Annotated in this window: 24 protein-coding genes and 1 pseudogene; 12 read left to right on the top strand and 13 right to left on the bottom strand. The window is 28.5% G+C overall.

Annotated features, from left to right (window positions below):
- Positions 1-360: 360 nt before the first annotated feature.
- The gene (locus tag CD032_RS06845; protein WP_019467917.1) at positions 361-567 is read right to left on the bottom strand and encodes a TM2 domain-containing protein; all 207 of its coding nucleotides are present in this window, start codon (positions 565-567) and stop codon (positions 361-363) included.
- A gap of 439 nt (positions 568-1006) precedes the next feature.
- Between CD032_RS06845 and tsaT the strand changes: the two genes are divergently transcribed.
- The 5 genes from tsaT to CD032_RS06870 all read left to right on the top strand — a co-directional run bounded on the left by tsaT (position 1007) and on the right by CD032_RS06870 (position 3747).
- Positions 1007-1189, top strand: a complete 183-nt coding sequence (tsaT, locus tag CD032_RS06850) for a type II toxin-antitoxin system toxin TsaT (RefSeq protein WP_019467916.1) — start codon at positions 1007-1009, stop codon at positions 1187-1189.
- Between the two features lie 582 nt (positions 1190-1771).
- Entirely contained in the window at positions 1772-2020 is a 249-nt protein-coding gene (locus tag CD032_RS06860; RefSeq protein WP_019467914.1) for a hypothetical protein, read from the top strand.
- Positions 2021-2149: 129 nt separating this feature from the next.
- A complete protein-coding gene (locus CD032_RS13400; protein WP_019467913.1) occupies positions 2150-2284 on the top strand; it encodes a hypothetical protein in 135 nt (44 codons plus the stop codon).
- Between the two features lie 149 nt (positions 2285-2433).
- A complete protein-coding gene (locus CD032_RS06865) occupies positions 2434-3396 on the top strand; it encodes an arsenic resistance protein (RefSeq protein ID WP_019467912.1) in 963 nt (320 codons plus the stop codon).
- Between the two features lie 162 nt (positions 3397-3558).
- Entirely contained in the window at positions 3559-3747 is a 189-nt protein-coding gene (locus tag CD032_RS06870; protein WP_103211329.1) for a hypothetical protein, read from the top strand.
- A gap of 89 nt (positions 3748-3836) precedes the next feature.
- Here CD032_RS06870 and CD032_RS06875 read toward each other — a convergent pair whose 3' ends face one another.
- On the bottom strand, positions 3837-4067 hold the full coding sequence (locus CD032_RS06875; protein WP_026034740.1) for a hypothetical protein: 231 nt from the start codon (positions 4065-4067) through the stop codon (positions 3837-3839).
- Positions 4068-4486: 419 nt separating this feature from the next.
- Here CD032_RS06875 and vraX point away from each other — a divergent pair, with 419 nt between their 5' ends.
- Positions 4487-4651 (top strand): C1q-binding complement inhibitor VraX, encoded by a 165-nt coding sequence (gene vraX / locus CD032_RS13105; protein ID WP_164996921.1) that lies wholly within the window; start codon positions 4487-4489, stop codon positions 4649-4651.
- Between the two features lie 368 nt (positions 4652-5019).
- Here vraX and CD032_RS06880 read toward each other — a convergent pair whose 3' ends face one another.
- From CD032_RS06880 to CD032_RS06895, 3 genes are all read right to left on the bottom strand, one after another.
- On the bottom strand, positions 5020-5406 hold the full coding sequence (locus tag CD032_RS06880) for a VOC family protein (protein WP_019467908.1): 387 nt from the start codon (positions 5404-5406) through the stop codon (positions 5020-5022).
- Positions 5407-5986: 580 nt separating this feature from the next.
- On the bottom strand, positions 5987-6169 hold the full coding sequence (locus CD032_RS06890) for a hypothetical protein (protein ID WP_019467906.1): 183 nt from the start codon (positions 6167-6169) through the stop codon (positions 5987-5989).
- 136 nt (positions 6170-6305) lie between these two features.
- Positions 6306-7112: an alpha/beta hydrolase gene (locus CD032_RS06895; protein ID WP_103211331.1), complete on the bottom strand. Its 807-nt coding sequence runs from the start codon at positions 7110-7112 to the stop codon at positions 6306-6308.
- A 182-nt stretch (positions 7113-7294) separates the two neighbouring features.
- On the opposite strand from CD032_RS06895, the gene CD032_RS06900 reads away from it, so the two are divergent.
- From CD032_RS06900 to CD032_RS06905, 3 genes are all read left to right on the top strand, one after another.
- Positions 7295-7567, top strand: coding sequence for a hypothetical protein (locus tag CD032_RS06900; RefSeq protein WP_019467904.1), 273 nt, complete (start codon positions 7295-7297; stop codon positions 7565-7567).
- A gap of 197 nt (positions 7568-7764) precedes the next feature.
- Positions 7765-7926 (top strand): hypothetical protein, encoded by a 162-nt coding sequence (locus CD032_RS13110; protein WP_171027039.1) that lies wholly within the window; start codon positions 7765-7767, stop codon positions 7924-7926.
- A 285-nt stretch (positions 7927-8211) separates the two neighbouring features.
- Positions 8212-9642, top strand: coding sequence for a YfcC family protein (locus CD032_RS06905; protein ID WP_019467903.1), 1431 nt, complete (start codon positions 8212-8214; stop codon positions 9640-9642).
- A gap of 337 nt (positions 9643-9979) precedes the next feature.
- On the opposite strand, the gene CD032_RS06910 is transcribed toward CD032_RS06905, so the two are convergent.
- From CD032_RS06910 to isaB, 6 genes and pseudogenes are all read right to left on the bottom strand, one after another.
- The gene (locus CD032_RS06910; RefSeq protein ID WP_019467902.1) at positions 9980-10462 is read right to left on the bottom strand and encodes a GNAT family N-acetyltransferase; all 483 of its coding nucleotides are present in this window, start codon (positions 10460-10462) and stop codon (positions 9980-9982) included.
- Positions 10463-10619: 157 nt separating this feature from the next.
- The gene (locus CD032_RS06915; RefSeq protein ID WP_019467901.1) at positions 10620-12686 is read right to left on the bottom strand and encodes a heavy metal translocating P-type ATPase; all 2067 of its coding nucleotides are present in this window, start codon (positions 12684-12686) and stop codon (positions 10620-10622) included.
- Positions 12687-12867: 181 nt separating this feature from the next.
- On the bottom strand, positions 12868-13239 hold the full coding sequence (locus tag CD032_RS06920; protein WP_019467900.1) for a VOC family protein: 372 nt from the start codon (positions 13237-13239) through the stop codon (positions 12868-12870).
- Positions 13240-13500: 261 nt separating this feature from the next.
- Complete coding sequence (locus tag CD032_RS13405; RefSeq protein ID WP_307725472.1) at positions 13501-13815, bottom strand: glycerophosphodiester phosphodiesterase family protein; 315 nt, start codon at positions 13813-13815, stop codon at positions 13501-13503.
- On the bottom strand, positions 13794-14297 hold the full coding sequence (locus CD032_RS13410) for a glycerophosphodiester phosphodiesterase family protein (protein ID WP_019467898.1): 504 nt from the start codon (positions 14295-14297) through the stop codon (positions 13794-13796). The genes CD032_RS13405 and CD032_RS13410 overlap by 22 nt, the downstream gene beginning before the upstream one ends.
- Before the next feature lie 768 nt (positions 14298-15065).
- Positions 15066-15440, bottom strand: a pseudogene (gene isaB, locus CD032_RS06935) (immunodominant staphylococcal antigen IsaB family protein); the annotation flags it as partial.
- A gap of 321 nt (positions 15441-15761) precedes the next feature.
- Here isaB and qac point away from each other — a divergent pair.
- Positions 15762-16085: a QacCGHJ group quaternary ammonium compound efflux SMR transporter gene (qac, locus tag CD032_RS06940; protein WP_019467894.1), complete on the top strand. Its 324-nt coding sequence runs from the start codon at positions 15762-15764 to the stop codon at positions 16083-16085.
- Between the two features lie 392 nt (positions 16086-16477).
- Here the strand turns inward: qac and CD032_RS06945 are convergent, their stop codons facing one another.
- Positions 16478-16861 (bottom strand): YxeA family protein, encoded by a 384-nt coding sequence (locus CD032_RS06945; protein WP_019467893.1) that lies wholly within the window; start codon positions 16859-16861, stop codon positions 16478-16480.
- A 365-nt stretch (positions 16862-17226) separates the two neighbouring features.
- On the opposite strand from CD032_RS06945, the gene CD032_RS13415 reads away from it, so the two are divergent.
- A complete protein-coding gene (locus CD032_RS13415; RefSeq protein ID WP_231098994.1) occupies positions 17227-17388 on the top strand; it encodes a hypothetical protein in 162 nt (53 codons plus the stop codon).
- Positions 17385-18365, top strand: a complete 981-nt coding sequence (locus CD032_RS06950) for an MFS transporter (protein WP_230621683.1) — start codon at positions 17385-17387, stop codon at positions 18363-18365. The genes CD032_RS13415 and CD032_RS06950 overlap by 4 nt, the downstream gene beginning before the upstream one ends.
- A 102-nt stretch (positions 18366-18467) precedes the next feature.
- Here CD032_RS06950 and CD032_RS06955 read toward each other — a convergent pair whose 3' ends face one another.
- Positions 18468-18983: an SGNH/GDSL hydrolase family protein gene (locus CD032_RS06955; protein WP_142382131.1), complete on the bottom strand. Its 516-nt coding sequence runs from the start codon at positions 18981-18983 to the stop codon at positions 18468-18470.
- Positions 18984-19144: the final 161 nt, after the last annotated feature.

Here is a 19144-nt window from a genome sequence, read left to right on the forward strand (position 1 = left end):
ACATATTATTCTCATATCAAAAGTTTCAATTCTTTATTACTTATGATTTCAGGCTAATTCATGTTATTAATTTTATAAAATAAGAACTTCATCAATATATTAGAGGTAATGAATTGTTTCAAACGAGCCTTTGCTTTTGTATCTTGATAAATATTCCAAACGATTTTGTATCGTGCTGACGCCCGGGGAAATGATATGTGCAAGAGACTACTGGCTCGAGCCATATCCACAGGCAAGCATGCACGGTCAAAATCGTAATATTTTAAATATAAAGAGGACAAATCCATTGTTAAGGATTTGCCCTCTTATTTTGAGAATGGAGATTTATATCCCAGTCTCATTTTATTTTATATCATAGTTTTAAACTAAAACATTGCCATTTTGATCTGCAGGTTTAAATACCGTAATAATCGCACCTATAATAGCTAAAATTTGTGGAATACCTGTCCAACAAAATACGAGGAACAAAAGACCCATACCAGTTTTTCTAGCATAAAACTTATGAATTCCAAAACTTCCTAAAAACACCGCTAAAACAATATATATTACTTTATTTACTTCATTCATAATTTTCTATCTCCTTACTTATTCGATTCACTACTATTATACACCGTTATAATTAATAAAATCTAAAATTTTAATGTTTATACGATAATTCTTTTTTAATTGGCAAACGCTTTTTCTAAATATGATTTTTCAATTTTCAATACCCGTTATAATATGTGAATTTGATTTACTGCTTGTCTTGCACTATCCAATTTTGCTTTAAAATTGCTCATGCAATTCCGCTTTTACACGTTAGACATCATCATGTTGATATTCTATTTTTACAATTTACTTTTTATAACCAATTTCGCGAAAACATCTTACACTATGGCATCTTATGAATAAATGATAAAATATAATACAAACGAGCTTACAAAACTAAAAACAATTAATTTTTAAGTTATTGAATAAAATCATCAAGCATTACAGCTAGATGACATTATAAAGGAGGGACAAGCATTTGAGTTTACATTTCATGATTGTATTTTGGCTTTCACTCATATTTTTAATTTGTGGGATTGTTTCCTTAATATTTTATAAGTTGAAAGATAAACAACAAACCAAAGAATCTTTACTCGGACTAACCGTGATGTTAATTATTTTTGGTGTTGTGGGTATACTCTTTACTATTATTTTCAGTTAGATTATATTTAGGCGTTCAATATCAGTTCAATGCGTATGCGATTAAACAATCTTAGTTTAAACTAAACGATATCATAAGCTTCCGAGGTGCCACTTAAAATCAATTCAATAAGTGGCGCTTTATTACAAGCTTTCACCCTTGAATCACTTAAAAATCATCATTTCCTCCTATTTCTATAACATAAGTTATTTAATTTTAAAAACGAATCAAATATGCTTGCACTTATGTTTGTATTTTATACGTATCAATTCAATTTGTAATGAAATGAAAAACCATTAACAAAATAATAATTAATATAAAAAAATACACAAAACGTTTAATCGCTCTTATTTTTTCATGGCGTATCTCTTCCTTAGAGTGATTAACATTTTCATGCAACCTCGTATTTATAAATAAAAATGGCATTGTTGCTAGAAAAGCAAAAATTAATGCTAATATAATAGATAATAAAACAATCATGCTATCACCTCTTATTATTATGTATTTGGTGAACTTATTCCCTTTCACATTCAATTAATTCAAAATTTAATATTCTTCTTTAGAAAAATATTAAAAATGTAGCAATATTAAGGAGTGACAATTATGAAATTAACCTATTTACCTAAATGGCAATTAATAAATCAAAGTCAAAAACAATTTATGATACAAGAAGATACAACCTCTATTTCTCTTGTAAGTCCAATTAATGAATATGCGATGGGTATTTTAAGCCAAATTTTCTTTACGATTGAGCAAGGAAGTGTTGTTAATACCATAATTGAAAATAATAGTGATGAATTAAAAGTAACTGTCGATGAAGAAAATTCAACACTTTACGTCATCGACCTTTAAATAACTCTTATATAATGGAAACAAACACAATAGTGTTGTTTTTATTTAATCAGTAGATTTTAGTGTATGATGTATATAAATATGATTCTTTTATAACAAACATTTAAATTCATACAAGTGGGTGAAAATATGAAACTTTTAAAAAATCTGTTATTACTTATATCCGGTATTTTAGTTATTCGTGCATTACTGCTAAGTATTGATAGCACAAATGATGATAAAATTGAAAATAAAGTAAGTGTTCAAGATAAAAACAAAAAATAAAATCGAAACTAGTTCATATAAAGAAGTGGGACTTGAAATCAAAGTGGCATACATGATTTCACTCCACTTTTTTTATTTCAGGTTATTTTGTAACACCGACTGTGTATGAAATAAATCCATGAACAAAAATTGATATACGAGAGGTTATTATGCAATATATAAAATCCATGATTGAAAAATACCAAATTTACATTTATTTTATAGCACTTTTAAGCGGTATCCTAGTTGGCTTAATATCAAATACTTTTGCCAGCATATTAGAATCTATAATTTCTGTTAGTTTGTGTCTACTTATGTTTAGTATGTTTTCACAAATTCCATTTTTTAACATCAAACATAGTTTATTTAATATAAAGTCTATTGTGGCATTATTAATATCAAATTTTATTGTTATCCCTTTATTTGTTTATGGTTTGATTCAATTGTTTGATATTTCAGATGCACCTATTCTAATCGGGTTGTATCTTGTTCTACTAACGCCTTGTATTGACTACGTTCTTGTTTTTAATGCATTAGGAAAAGGAAACGAACAGCTCATGTTATTTGCGACACCACTACTGTTTATATGCCAAATTTTATTATTACCTTTATATTTCACGCTATTTCTTAACACTGATATTTTTTCACAAATAGATATTTTGCCATTCTTAAAGTCGTTTTTGATGTTTATAATTTTTCCTTTATTGCTAGCGCTTCTATTGCAATATTCTAGTAAAAAGTCCAAAAACATAAATCAAATATTAAAGTTAACATCTTGGCTTCCTGAAATTCTTATGGCTCTCGTTTTGTTTTCAATTGTAGGATCACAAATAAACAAAATTATCCATAATTTAAATATTGTCATTACAGTTATACCTATTTATATTTGTTTTTTAATCATTGCTCCTTTAATAGGTACCTTATGTGGTAAAGTATTTAAAGTAACACAAGAAACCAAAAGGACCATTGCATTTAGTTCTAGTACAAGAAATGCACTAGTTGTCCTACCTTTAGCATTAGGTTTACCAAACCATTGGGTAACCATTACAACTACTGTCATTATTACACAAACATTATGTGAATTATTAGGCGAACTTATCTATATCAAAATGATACCTAAATACATTAAATAATAACATCACTATATCAGAAGCTAATTATTATTCATTTCATCTCAAATATATTAAACTTATATCAAATTAACATTTTACACTATGTTGATTGAATTATCTCATTAATACTGTTTAGTTATACGTCAAACGATAATTCTGTAATTTGAAAACGGGGTGATTAAGATGCAAATATTAAGAAGCGTATCTGCAAATAACCGTACGACTTTCCATATTAAAACGGATTTAGGCTTAATTATCAAAGTTACTGCTGATAATGAATTAACTTCAAAAGATATAAAACAATTATTATTAAAAATAGCTAATGATATGGATCAAAAACTTCAAGGCAATATTGAATCATTTAAAGCTTAGTTATTTTTGATAAAATGACTCATATAAAAAGGAGTGAAAATAAGAAATCATTGCTAAACATTGATCCTTTTCACTCCTTTTATTATTTATTAATTAACAATCACAATTATAAATCCAATAAATAGCACTAACATTGACAATCTTGGTTTACTTTTTCCAAACAAACCACTCAATAATACAAATGCTAGACCTACAATTAATAATTGATTATTAAATGTTGTTAACCCCATTAAATCACCAGCCATCATGATAACGCCATATATAATAACAACTGTTATCGCCAAGCTACATAGAAATGACAATATACTCAATAATCTCACAATATACATCCCTTTTTTAAATAGTCATACTATATGCAGTATAAAACAAAAACGCCGCTTCGAAAAGCGACGTCAATCTCGAAAATATATTCCACACTAAAGTTTGGAGGACTTTTTGTGCTTGGTTAGTTATACCCTTATTTATAATATAAAAACACAAAAAACTAATTTTCTCAAAAAATATCATAAATTATAATTAACTGTTGAAAATGTATTATTTTAAATAAGATTCAACAAAATAATTAAATTAATTAAATCATACCAGTGGAAATGAATTTAATAAAAAGTTATCCTATAGTTAAAGTATTAATCATTTCAGTTATAAAATAAGAACTTATTCGTCTTATGAAAGTAATGTTTCTATTTAGACATTATTTTATATTATCGTGAATTGTTTTATAGAAAAAAAGGGTGATGAGATGAAAGTATTACGAAAAGTTTATAAAGACGAAGAACCGATTTACCATGTTAAAACGGATAAGGGTTCTGTCATTAGAATTAAAGGTTCTGATGAGTTAACCGACGCAGAAACTGAAGAATTATTAACAATTGTTGCGGAAGATATTGATAAAATGAAAAAATAAATAATCATGTTTTTGAGCGATGATTAATACGGTGGATAAAGGGGTTATATCGTATTGATCATCGTTACTTTACTACTAGGTTTACCATCGTTATTGGATTGTAATTCGTATAGGAATGCATTTGCAAATTCATAACTTTCAGTAAAGTTCCATCCAATAAAATATACTTTATCAATATAGTCAAAAATTGGTTGATCAGTGTTTAATTCAGATGGCTACAAAAAATGATTACTCATTTTCATTAGTGATGAATACAGAAATCATATTTTATAAAGTACTTTAATATAATAAGTAACAAGCACCAAATTTAACTTATATCATAAAAAATGACTATAAATTAAATTTAGTGCTTAGAAAAAAATATACACTTATTGCTCAATTAATTGAATTAAATTACCACAAGTGTCTTCAATGATTGCTAATTTAATTCCTTCAACCTCTTTTGGTGCTGTATGAAATTTCACATCTAAATCTGACAATGATTGGTGTGTTTGTTCTAAATTAGAAACGCCAAACATCGTAACGGGAATACCTGCATTAAACAAATCATCTTGATATCTCTTTGCTATTGGATTTTCATTAGGTTCAAGAACGATTTCTACCGGATTGTTAGAATTGTTTTCTTTTACAGTTAACCATTTAAACCCACCACCAATCTCCATGTCGTGTACAAGTTCAAAACCGAGCTTTTCTGTATAAAATTGCTTTGCTTTTTCTTGATCATCTACAAAAATACTCATAGCAATTATTTTCAATTTATTTTCCTCCTTATTACAAATATTATTAATATTTTATTTTAATACCCTATACTTACTTTCTGACACTTTATACAATCAACAATTTTAATATTTTGTTCAAAATATTAAAATTGTTGCTAATAACATTCCAATTAATTCTAAATAAATTATTAGTAATTTGAACATACCTTTTATATGTACTAAAATAATTAATGTAAGTCTTATGTATTTAATTTTGGGAGGTTTTAAATTTTGGAAATTTTAACAGAGTTACGCGAAAAAAACATTTAAGTTTGTCTAAATTAGCAATTAATTTAAACAAAAACTACGAGAAGAGCTATAGAATATGTCAAATATGGGATTGGGAACATGGATATAGAAAACCATCAGAAAATGACACTAAAATTTTAGCTGATTATTTCAACGTCCCTCAAAAAACATTTAGTCACTAATTATATGAATTTAGTACACATATTAAATTTATATAATTAGTGATTAGATTGATATCATGATGATTAGACATTTCCTAACCAAGTTACTGTCTATATTGTGTTTAAGCCTGAAAACTTTTTCAGGCTCTTTTTTATCGTACTATTCATTACTTTTTATAAACAATTGTAATAAAATAATCTACGCCTTCCACAGTGTTTGTAACTGAAGGTGTAACTGAAACAAGTTCCCAATGCTGTTTATCGTCAACTTCATGTAAAAATTGGTTCACGCGTGTATCAAATTCTTCGAAACTCTCTTCGTATTCCATGTGCAAGGTTTTAATAAACATATATGTCTCCTTCAATTATTTTGTCTTAATTATTTTTTTATTATAAATCCTTCAAATTGCTGAAACAAACATTTTAAAATATTTGAGGACTTAATCAACAATAAATTTGTAAATATACTTTAAAAATTTATGTTAATTATATTTCATTATCTAACCAATCAACAATTTCTTTAAAAATATTCTTGTTAAAAGAAGATTCATTAAATATTTCGTGTTGTAAACCATCATAAATATGAATTGATTTATGTTCAGAACCTATTTCATCAAATAATTGTAACGAATCTTGGTAACTCACTAACCCATCTTCTTTACCATGTAATATTAGTGTATGTTCAATAAATTTAGATGCATTCTCTTTTAAATACGCTATACCATCCATAAGGGTAACTAATAATCCCATTGAAATTTGCTTTGCATTCAAATCATCTAATGCATATTTTTCAACAACAGCTTGATCTGAACATAGTCCTTCACTAAGCTCGTTATCAAAATAACTATACTTATCTACATGATTGTCTACGTCGCCAAATGTTTTCTTATTATATCTCGTTAAAGCGCCAGATGTTATTATGCCGTCTACTTCATTAGGATATTGTGTACCGAATAATGTTACTGTATATCCGCCCATACTATGACCAATTAAATATACCTTCCCTTCATAATTTGCTTTAACTTTATCAACAACAGCAGTCAAATCTTCGACAATCTCATCTTTATTACTATAAAATGTCTGCTTACCTTCTGATCGACCATGTCCTCGCTGATCATACCTAATGACATTGAATTCATTTTTATTTAAATAATTAGCTAATTCATCATAACGATCAAGATGTTCAGCTAATCCATGGACAATAATTATATTAGCTTTAGCCTTTTCAATTTCATTTATTTTTGCATAAAGCTTCGTGTTATCTTTTGATGTTATATACTTTATATAATTCATTTTTATTTCACCTCATAATATTAAAAATAAAGTTATCTATACAATTAAAATCCCCTTCTAAAATAAAAACAAACTTAATCAGTAAATAATATTCCATAAAATAGTAAATGGTTTTCAATCCCAACCTTCTTTCAACCTTTAAATCTTAGTTAATGATATGCTTATATCGGAGGTCGATATAAATGGCTAAATATATATTATCCTATAATTTAAATTCTATTTCTTATGGGTATGAAAAATTACCTTCGAAGTTAAATCTGGTTGGTAAACCTTTGTACATTTACAAAGGTTTGTGGTTGTTAAAAAGTGACTTAGATCAAAATACGATTTGTGAAACTATAAAGAGTGTATTCAATTCAAATGATGATTTTTTAATATTTGAAATAAATCAAAGTCCTTTAGGTACCTTGAGTGAACAAAAGTACGATGAAATAATAAATTTACTTAATGATTAAACATATTCTTAAATTTGAATGTGTTTTTTATTTATATTATTTAAGTTAACTCCATAAATATGTTATACTTTTTATTACTTAAAAGATTTATGTATAGTACTATTATATAAATGGTCAACTTTGTACTTCAACCTATTTCACAGTTTCATTTGCAATTTCATAATTTTAAAACAATGACCATTGTTAAGGGGATATTTATGAAAATAATTGATTTCAAAATTAGTAACTATGACATAATCTACACTGTTAAAACGACAAAAGGTAATACGTTTTCTCATGCACTGCCTAAAGATACGACTTCTCATAATGTTCATCGCTATTTGAATATATTGTGTAGTAATGTTGATCGAACAATGTAATAAATACCTATAATTAAAGATAGTGCTTTGTTACTTTTTTAATTATCAAATAAATATAATGTTTCTAGTAAAATCTAGTAAGTGAGCTGCACAGTTCAATTACTAGGTTTTTTATTTTATATTAATTCACACTATTTTTTTAACTAAAATCATATTTATTTAATAATTTTATAAAATTTTTGTTATAATTAAGCTTAAATAAAAATTTTCAGAAAATTAAGACTACAGTTTTTCTGTAACCATGATATATTTTCATTATTTATGTTAGATAAAAGAGGTGTAGCAATGAAACTTTCAAAAGACAAGGGTAAACCAACAAAAAAAGACAGGAAAAAGTTCGAAATGCCACACATTTATGTCATATTATTTATATTTGGTGTCTTAGCCACCATTTCAACTTACCTCATTCCTTCCGGAGAATTTGATCGAATTAAAGGACCAGAAGGTAGAGAAATGGTTGATGCAGACTCATTTCATTATATAAAAGCTGAACCAGTGAATATCATAGACTTTATTTCCATTATTCCGAGAGGTCTCATTGAAGCAGGAGAAATTGTATTCTTCACACTGATTATTGGTGGAATGTTTATGGTATTAAGACGTACGGGCATTATTGAAATTGGAGTTAATAAACTCGCGCGTAGATTTTTAAATCATAGTATCTTTATCATTCCAGTACTGACATCAGTATTTGCAATTATTGCTACGCTCATAGGTACTGCTGAACTTTCACTTGTATACATACCCGTTATCATTCCATTAATTATTGCTTTAGGTTATGACTCTATAACCGCTACTGCGATTGCGCTATGTGGTACTGTTGTAGGCTTTACAGTCGGTGTATTAAACCCAATCAATACTGGGTTAGCACAAAAATTATCTGCTATTCCTGTTTTTTCTGGTATTGGCTTACGACTCATAATCTTTATTGTTGTGCTCTTTATAACAATATTATTTATAATGAGATACGCACGAAAAGTAAAACAAAGCCCACATCTTAGCTTAGTTTACCAAGAAGATACTGAAAAAAGACAAACCTATAAAGATATTACGAATCACGAACCACTCGTTGCAACACTCCGTCAAAAAATAGGCATTGCTGTTGTATTGGTCTTTTTTATTGTACTTGTATATGGTGTTACTACGCAGGGTTGGTTTATGGTTGAAATGTCAGGATTATTTATCATTATGGGAATTGTTGTTGGATTAATTGCTGGATTGAATACGCGTGAAATTTGCGAGTCATTTAATGACGGATTTAAAGACGTATTGATGGGCGCTATCATTGTAGGTCTCGCGCGTTCTATCGCGGTGGTTCTTGAAGAAGGTAAGATTATGGACAGCATCGTGCATGGCTTAGGTTCTGTTATTGACGGTGCAACACCGACTGTCGCAGTAATCGGAATGTATCTCGTTCAGGTATTAATTAACTTCATCATCTCATCAGGAAGTGGTCAAGCACTTGTCACTATGCCTATCATGGCACCATTAGCCGATATGCTAGGAATTACTCGTCAAACAGCTGTTTTAGCTTTCCAATTAGGCGATGGTTTCACACATGTATTCTATCCTACAAGTGGTTATTTCATGGCAGCATTAGCCATTGGTGGTGTTTCTTATACGAAGTGGATCAAGTTTTTCTTCCCGTTATTTATTATGTGGGGAGTTATTTCAATTATTTCATTAGTGATTGCACAATTAATTGGCTGGTCATAAACAAACACTGGCAAACAGAAAAGTCTAGTGTCTTTTATAAAGCTTTAATCATATACAAAAGACGTCCCTTTTTATTGGACAGATATAGAAAGGGACGTCTTCTCTGTTTTTATAAAAAGTTATAAGTCGTTGGACGCTATTTCTTTTATGGTAAAACCATTAGGATCAATCTAGGTTCCTGTTGAACCTCATTTATCTAGCCAGCCAACATTTATTAAAATATCCAAAAATAATTGCTTAATTCTAAAAATGTTTCGTTATCAATATGCTTTGATCACCGATTTTTAAATTCCCTACTTAAAACTTTTGATGGCTTTTTTAAAATTAGCGTTTTATTTTAATATGTATCATTCCCAATCGCTTTTTCCATTCTATAATTAGTAGTTTGAAATCCTAATTTATTGTATAAGGATACTGCCCTCTCGTTGTGACCAAACACATGTAAACCAATACGATGTATATTTCTTTTTTGGCAATAATCTTCGATACAAAGCATCGTTTTTTCACCTAAGCCCTGACCTCTATAACTGTCAAAAATATGTACATCATAAATAAAACATTTAGTTTCCTTTTTAATTCCTTCAAAATGTAACCAACAATATCCAATCATTTCATCCAAATAATTAACAGAAAATAAATCCTGATTTTCAGTAGCTAATCCATAAGGCAATAGTTTTTCAAAATCTGAACGTGCCCTCTCAATGGCACCTTTTGCTTCCCAATCACCGCTTTTTATGTGTTCATGCGCATATTCATGAATGCTATTTTCATAAATTTCATCAAAAGTTTTTTGCGTCATAGGCTCCAGTGTTACTGACATGTCATACCCCCTTATTAAATTAGCACCATTTTAGCATAATTCATTTCTTGTTTACTAATTAAAAAAATGGAACAAACACTTTACCTTTAAAAGGTTGTGTCGTTCCACTTTATTCAAGTCGTTCTAATCGTATGCATTCATTCAAAATTTTATAGTCCTACTTCAATTTTAATGTCATTGCATTAATTGCCACAATAACTGTACTTAAAGACATCAAAATTGCTCCGACAGCAGGAGATAAGATTAAACCTAAAAATGCTAATACACCAGCTGCGAGTGGTACAGCAACAATGTTATATCCAGCTCCCCACCATAAATTTTGAATCATTTTTCTCATAGTATTTTTAGAAAGTGAAAGGAAATGAATAATATCTGATGGCGCACTTTTAACAAGAATCACGTCACCTGATTCAACAGCAACGTCCGTGCCAGCACCAATAGCCATACCTATATCCGCTCTAATTAAACTTGGTGCATCATTGATACCGTCACCAACCATCATTACTTTATGTCCATTACTTTGATAATCTTGAATAATCTTTTCTTTATCCTCAGGTAATAATTGTGCATGCACATCATTAATACCTAATTCTTTAGCTACTGTAGTTGCAACTTCATTATTATCTCCTGTTAACATCACTGGCGTAATATTTCTTGATAATAAATCTGAAACCATTTTTCTTGAACTTTCTTTAATTTTGTCCCCTTGTGCAATAACCCCTATGACTGCTTCATTATTAATTAAGAAACTTACTGAATTACCTTGTTTAGCAAGATTTTCAAATTCTTCGATATTATATTTCAAGTTGTTTTTTTCTAAATAACTTACATTTGTAATTTTATATTTTTGATTATCTATTATACCTTCTAATCCAACACCTGGTATAGTTGTAACTTCTTGAGGATTTTTAATTTTGATACCTTTACTTTCAGCAAATGTCACGATGCCTAAAGCAAGTGGATGATTTGAATTACTTTCCAATGAAGCAAATAAAGATAAGATTGCCTCATTATCACTTTGATCTGTATAACTTTCATAATGATTAACTGAAAAATCACCTTCTGTTAAAGTACCTGTTTTATCCATCATAATATAGTCAATATGTTGAGCTAATTCAACAGAAGATCTATTTTTTATGATTAATCCATTATGTGCGCCAATAGAAGTAGAGCGTGCTGTAACTAGCGGTATAGCTAAGCCCAGTGCATGAGGACAAGCAATAACCAATACCGTAACTAATCTTTCCAAAGCAAAATCTATATTATTATGGATAAGCATCCACACGATAAATGCTATTAAACCAACACTTACTGCAAAATAAAATAGATAACCCGCTACTTTATCTGATAATAATTCCGCATCAGACTTATCATTTTGTGCTTGATTTACTAACCCCATCACTTGTGATAAAAAGCCATTCTCTCCTGTAGCAGTTACTTTGACATGTACCGTTCCTGAACCATTAATAGAACCACCGATAACTTCGTCTTGTTCATTTTTAACTACTTGCTTAGATTCCCCTGTTACTAATGATTCATCTACTGAGGTACTGCCTTGGGTTATCACTCCGTCCGCTGGTATACTTTCCCCAGCTTTTACTTCCACAATATCATTCGCTGCAATTTCAGATATAGAAACCTCTTCTTTTTCTTCCGAATCTATCACTCTTATCGCTTTATTAGGTAAAAGTTCAGCCATTTTTTTCAAAGCATTGCCTGCATTACCAACTGCATTCATTTCAATCCAATGTCCTAACAACATAATCAATATTAATGTAGCTAATTCCCAGAAGAAATCCATAACATGTCCAGATGCATGACTAAAATGATTCATATAAAATGCATATAAACTATAAATATATGCTACAGAAATACCTAACGCAACAAGCGTCATCATACCAGGCTTTTTAGATAAAAGTTCATCTTTTGCGCCAGTTAAAAAAGGTTTACCACCATAGAAAAATAATACTGTGGCAAGCACTAATACGATCCAATCAGAGCCATTAAATGAGAATTGAAACGGTAATTTTATTCCCATCATTGGTGATAAAATGACGATCGGTATTGCAAATAACAATGATATAACAAATTTACGTTTAAAATCACCATGATGATGTGCATGGTGATTATGCATATCATGCCCTTCATGATGTTGTGCATGGTGTTCTTCATGCATTCCATGTTCATGATGATCATGTGATTCATGGTTATTTGAATTTGTCATGTCATACCCTCCTTACAAAGTGTAACGTTATTCTCTTAACATTAATGATTATAACATATACCCCCGTAAGGTATAATAAATATGCTTACGATTATTAAAAAGGACCAAAATCAAACGAATTTCATCGATTTGATTTCAGTCCTATTGACTGCAGTTATTTATTCCAAGAAAATAATAAATGTTATTCACTAACGGCGAAATAGTTGCCTTGCCCATCTTGAAAATTAAATACCCGAGTTCCTGACATTTCAATAATATCATGTCCAGTTAAGCCTTTTGCTTTTAACTTTTCATAGAGTTCATCGAAATTTGACGCTTTAAACATAAGTGATGGTGTACCCAAATTAACTTCCGGACTATATTTTTTAATAAATGCTTTTTCCATAATAGAAATCGATGTTTCGACTTCATTATTGGGTGCTATTTCTACTGCTTTATACCCCTCTGCTAATGCTTCTTCTGATATAACAACAAATTCCATTATATTTTCCCAAAAATCAACAGCTTTTGACTGATCATCTACATATAGCATGACCTGATTTAATTTCTCCATTTTACAATACACCTTTCCAATTTAAGACTTTCTTAAATATAACCAAACAAATGTACATATAAACGATTTATGCTAAAATAATTTTCTTTTCATTGTGAATAAATACATAATTTAAAATTTTAGTTCCCTGCTTTATGATTTATGCTTCTTAAAGATTCAAAACTCTACTAAAGTTCATTGCGGCTCTATATAGTCGTTGGCATTATTTAAGTATATTATTCAAATTACACCTTCGATCATAAAAATTATTTTAATTAAATACTAAGGATTATTGTTAAAGCCACCATCAACCCCCATTTTTTTCATTTTTTTAACTTCTCCTTTAGTATTTAATGTAAAAACATGAACTTTTAATCCGTTATCATGTACTCGTTTTACTAATTCAGGATTTACGCTTTTATGATTCATCCCAATACCATATATAAATTTTGATAAGCGTTGCAGTTCTTTATCTGATAAATTATTAATATCATTATCATCAATCAGTTTTATTAATGGAATATTTTTATTTATTTTATGTATATTTACTAAACTTCTTTCAGAAAATGACTGTATTATAACTTTACTTTTTTTAATTTATTTTTACCTAATAAAACTTTATTATTGAGTTCTTCTACTAGTTTTTCATCCATACCTGGATACATTTCAGGATTTTTAGTTTCAATATAAAAATTAGACTTTTTATAATATTTTTTTAGTATTTCTGCTAATTCCGGTACTTTTTCATTTTTATATTTTTTATCAAACCAAGATCCAGCATCTAATTTTTTTATTTGAGCGAAATCTTTATCCTTTACATATCCTGTGTCATCAGTAGTTCTATCAACTTTACTATCATGCATTGCGATTAACTTATTATCTTTAGTCATTTGTAAATCTACTTCTATATAATGTGCATCCAAATCAATTGCTTTATCATATGCGACAAAAGTATGTTCAGGTGTAGATCCACTAGCTCCTCGATGGGCAATATTCAAATATTTTTTATTTAACATATCTGGAGCACAACCAGAAAGTAATATACTACTTAAAATACCTACGCCTATTACTCTTTTCACTTTAATATCTCCCTTTTACAAACTATCTTAAAACCAACAATTATAAACCCATTAAAATAACCACCATTAAAGGTGGCTTCAAAATAGGTAAAACTCTGAAATAATTATCAAGTTTATAATATTATATATAATTAGGTTTTGCAACGCTTTTATAATAAAATTCAATAACACTATGACATATATACATCTTTTATTATATAATTATAGCAATAATACATATGTCATACGTGTATCAAAATTACGATACGCTATATCAAAGAGAGGTGCTTCATGAGATTTAAAAAAGTCTAAAATATTCTACTATTTTTTTCTTGATAATAACATTTATCACAATTTTAATCAGACCATCAGAAACAAAAATTAATGAAATTATGAATGCTTCTAATCTCGAAACATTGATTTTAATCAGTAACGAATTTATAAAAACAATATCTATTAGTTTACCACCTTCAATCATCATATTTTTGGTTTTTTATTTTTATATTTTAAGACCTCAGAAGGATTAATATGCCAAATATTTTTTAAAACAAACGTACTTGCCTCTTATTACAACGCATAAAAATTGTTGAAATTAAAAATTTATACTCTCTCAAAGAACATGCTTAAATCTTTACTTCCAAAATTATGTATAAAATTATATGCATGATTTTAGCCTTAACCTATTAAAGTCACACTAAAAATATTTTTTATTACAAAAACGCCCACCAATTGGTGAGCGTTTATTTATTAAATTTGATTTATTTATTAGTATTTTCTTTATATTTCACTTTAAGTATTAATTTGTACCTTGGTTACATAGCCATCGTTTACATAAAATTTGATTGACGTATCGTTATAATTACGTTCATACATATGTCCTGCTGGTGTGTCGGTTACATCTGAAGGACCATATACTGTTAATAAATCATTTTTTGAAACAGATTTACCATCTAAATCAAAAGTAACAGCATCTGTTTTATTTTCTCCAGTTTTACGAAATGATTGATCATATATATCTACCATCTCAGCTGTTTCTGCGTCACTATTTGTAATTTTATAACTATTAATTGTTAAATTACCGTATTTAATTGCATTAATAAAATCTTGATCCAAAATAAATTCACTATTTGCTGATGTATAACCTGTATAGTTATAATATGGCGTTTCTGCTGCTTGGGTTTATGATTGATGTGAATCGATTGCTGCTGCACCTACTGCTGTACTAAATACGAGGCCGCAAGATAACATTATCTTTGACACTTTATTCATATTAAACACTCCTTGTAAAATTTTTGAATCTTTAGTTGATTAAATTGTAATATTACAACCATATTACAAAAAGTCAATTATATACTTATTATAATAATTCTTTAAACTTTTGAATTCACTAAAATCAATACTCGCAAATCGTTAGAAAATTACAAGACTACGATTCATTGATTAAACTAGTAAAATGAAATTATCAATTACAAAGGAGATAATATCATGCCTTATTTATTATTGATTTTAGCTATAGTTGGAGAAGTAATAGGCAGCGCATTTCTTAAATCATCAGAAGGATTTTCAAAACTTTATCCAACTTTGGCAACAATTATTTCATTTCTTGCAAGTTTTTATTTTTTAAGCAAAACATTACAACATTTACCATTAAATATTACATATGCAAGTTGGGCTGGACTTGGTTTGGTTCTTACAACAATTGTGTCAGTTGCGATATTCAAAGAACAAATTAATTTAATGAGTATCTTTTCAATTATTATCATTATTGTGGGTGTTGTACTACTTAATACTTTTGGATCAACACATTAGTCACTTAATTTTTAAATTATTATCCAACTTATATAGATTGCTACAGACTGTGGACAAAATCTTCGACTTTGTTGGCAGTTTTTTTATGCACGCTTTCCGCGGTCACTGCCTTAGCCTGTCGTCTTCAGCTAGTGCTATTCCCGCAGGAGACGGCATAAATTACTCATCTTTATTTATTGATTCAACACTTATTAAATCAAATGCAAATAAGAATAAGTATACAACTTAATTAGCTAAAAACGACACTCTTCATTTTCAAAAAGAATTAAACAATGAAATGAGCAAGTAAAGAATAGTTAGAGGAAAAAAATCCTATTTGAAAAAATGATATAAATAGAAAATAAAGGAACTGTTTGAAAGTCCCTTTAAAGTGAGTTATCTACTTATAATTTTTACTTTTCAATTTTTTTAATTGCTTTTTTAGGTATATCCTGTTTGTTAACTTCTTCATATGTAGCTACATGAGCTCCCTTATGGGTTATTTTCAAATATCTATCTAGCTTTAAACTTTGAGCAGCTGTGAAAGTAAGATTTCTACTTTCACCTTGCTTATCATATGCTTTTTGTGTGTAACTAGCTCTATCATATTCCAAAAATTTATCTGGTTTTTTTGTTTTTATATAACTACTTTCCTCTTTAACTAAAGGGTTAATTTGATCAATTAAACCAGCTATTTCTCCTTCTTGTTTTTTTCCATTTGACACTACGTACATTCCTATTAATATTATTGCTAAACCTAGTATTACGACTGGCATTAAAACCAATATCTTCTTCATTTATAATCATTCCTTTCGTTATATAAAATTATTTTATCAATCAAAATGAATTAAGTGTACTTACAATATTGTTATCTTTTTTCACTTAAAATTAAGTTGAATATATAAACTAATATAGTTTTAACCATACTTTTTAAATAAATAGAAATATTCCAAGTTATTATTTTCGTAAAAAATAAAACATTGTATAATATAATCATCAAAAGGAGGAGTTTTTATGTTAGTCAGAAAAAATACGTTAATAATTCAAATTAAAACTAAAACAACAGGAGGAATAAATGATTAAATTAATCAATTATATAAATATGCAAACAATATATGATTGAAATCTTACTTTTAATCATTTATTCCATTAAGGAGTTACAATGATTAAAAGAAGTTTAATTATTCCACTTTATATCAATATTTTTTTAGCATTTACTGGCATAGGACTAGTCGTCCCAAGTTTACCTTTAATAATTAAAGATTTATCTATAACTGGAAATGCTTTTGGAATACTTATTGCAGTTTTTTCTTTTTCCAAATGATTTGTTCACTTATAATTGGATACTTTTCTGACAAGTACCCCAAAAAACATTTTCTATCGTTTGGATTGTTATTCTATATAATTTCAGAATGCTTATTCGGGATAGGTATGGATTTTTATACACTCTTTTTTTCCAGAGTATTGGGAGGCATAAGTGCTGCCTTAATAACTACATCTATTATTGGCATTATCGGAGATATCTCTGATGAAAAAAATCGTGATAAAAATTTCGGCACATTTTCAGCTATAACATCATTGGGCTTTATCATTGGACCAGGTATAGGAGCGCTGTTTTCATCAATCCACATAAGATTACCTTATTTTATAGCTATGATAATAGGCATGATTATGTTAGTTATAAATTTAAAGTTAAGTATTCCACATATTAAAAATGAACATGTACCAAAAAATAAAAATTTCAAAATAAAATTTAAGGACTTAAAGCTATATTTATTACCTTCTATAATTATATTTTTATTGGCATTTGGACTATCTGCTATAGAAGAACTTTATCCATTATACTTAGTCGATAAAGCTGCGTTTACATCAATTAATATAGCTGCCGCTATTATAGGTGGATCTTTGCTAGGCGCTTTCACTCAATATTTTCTATATCCTAAAATTTCAAAGTATTTAAGTGAACTTTCGATTATTACTATTAGTTCAATGTATTCGATCGTCATACTATTTAGCTTATTATTCTTAAATTCTGTGATATCCCTCATATTAATAAGTTGGATTATATTTATTGGATTTGATATCATACGCCCTACTATAACAGTGTATCTATCAAAATTAGTTCAAAACAAACAAGGCTTAGCAGGTTCAATAAACTCTGCTTTTACCTCTCTAGGTACTTTAATAGCACCAATTATTGCTGGTTATTTTTACACTCAAAATATAAATGCACCAGTTTATCTAGCTATAATTTCTATTGTCTTAAGTATTTTTACTTTGTTCATTTTTCCTAAAAAATAAATACTGGATAATTAAAAAGGATAGGCATTCATTTGCCTATCCTTCTGCATTAAATCCAAAATGAACTGCTAACTTTTCTGATTCGTAAAAAGTAGTTCATTTTTATATTTCTTTGCTCAATATATTTTTTATCTTTTCTTTAAAAAGTGGTGTATAAATATAGCGATAGCCTTTTAAAGTTGGGTGTGCATCATCAGCAAAAAGTGTATTATCATATTTTATTTGTTCACTTGCCCATTGATTGCCCCAAACATCTAAAATTTCAATATCCCATTTTTCTTTTAGTTTATATAAATTATATACCAAGAATTCATAATAAGGATCTGTTTTTCTAATACATGTATAAAATAATACGGGAATGTCCCAAGTTAATTTAGCGTAACTAATAATATATTCCATTGCGCCGATTGTTGTTTTTACATCAAAGGCGTCAATGTCGTACTCTTTTTTTATTTCACCTATAGACTTATTTAACCTACCGTCATTTGTCGATAACTGACAAACCAACAAATCATATTTGGCTTTACTTAACTCCTCTTTTTTAATCCTTTGAACATACGTATTCCTTTCTGTCCCTGACAAACTCGTACCTGAAATTGCTTCCTTTGTTGTATGCACATTTGATTCTATATTTAAAAATTCAACAAATGATATCCCGTGAGAAGCTGCTCCGTATGTTATTGAGGAACCTAAAAAAAGAATACTTTTATCAGTTAAGCCACCTTCCTTTTTAAAAACTGTGGATTCGGTGTAAAACTTTTTTTATTTCCGCATCTTAT

Origin of the sequence: Staphylococcus cohnii subsp. cohnii, assembly GCF_002902365.1 — a bacterium.
GTDB classification, from domain to species: domain Bacteria; phylum Bacillota; class Bacilli; order Staphylococcales; family Staphylococcaceae; genus Staphylococcus; species Staphylococcus cohnii.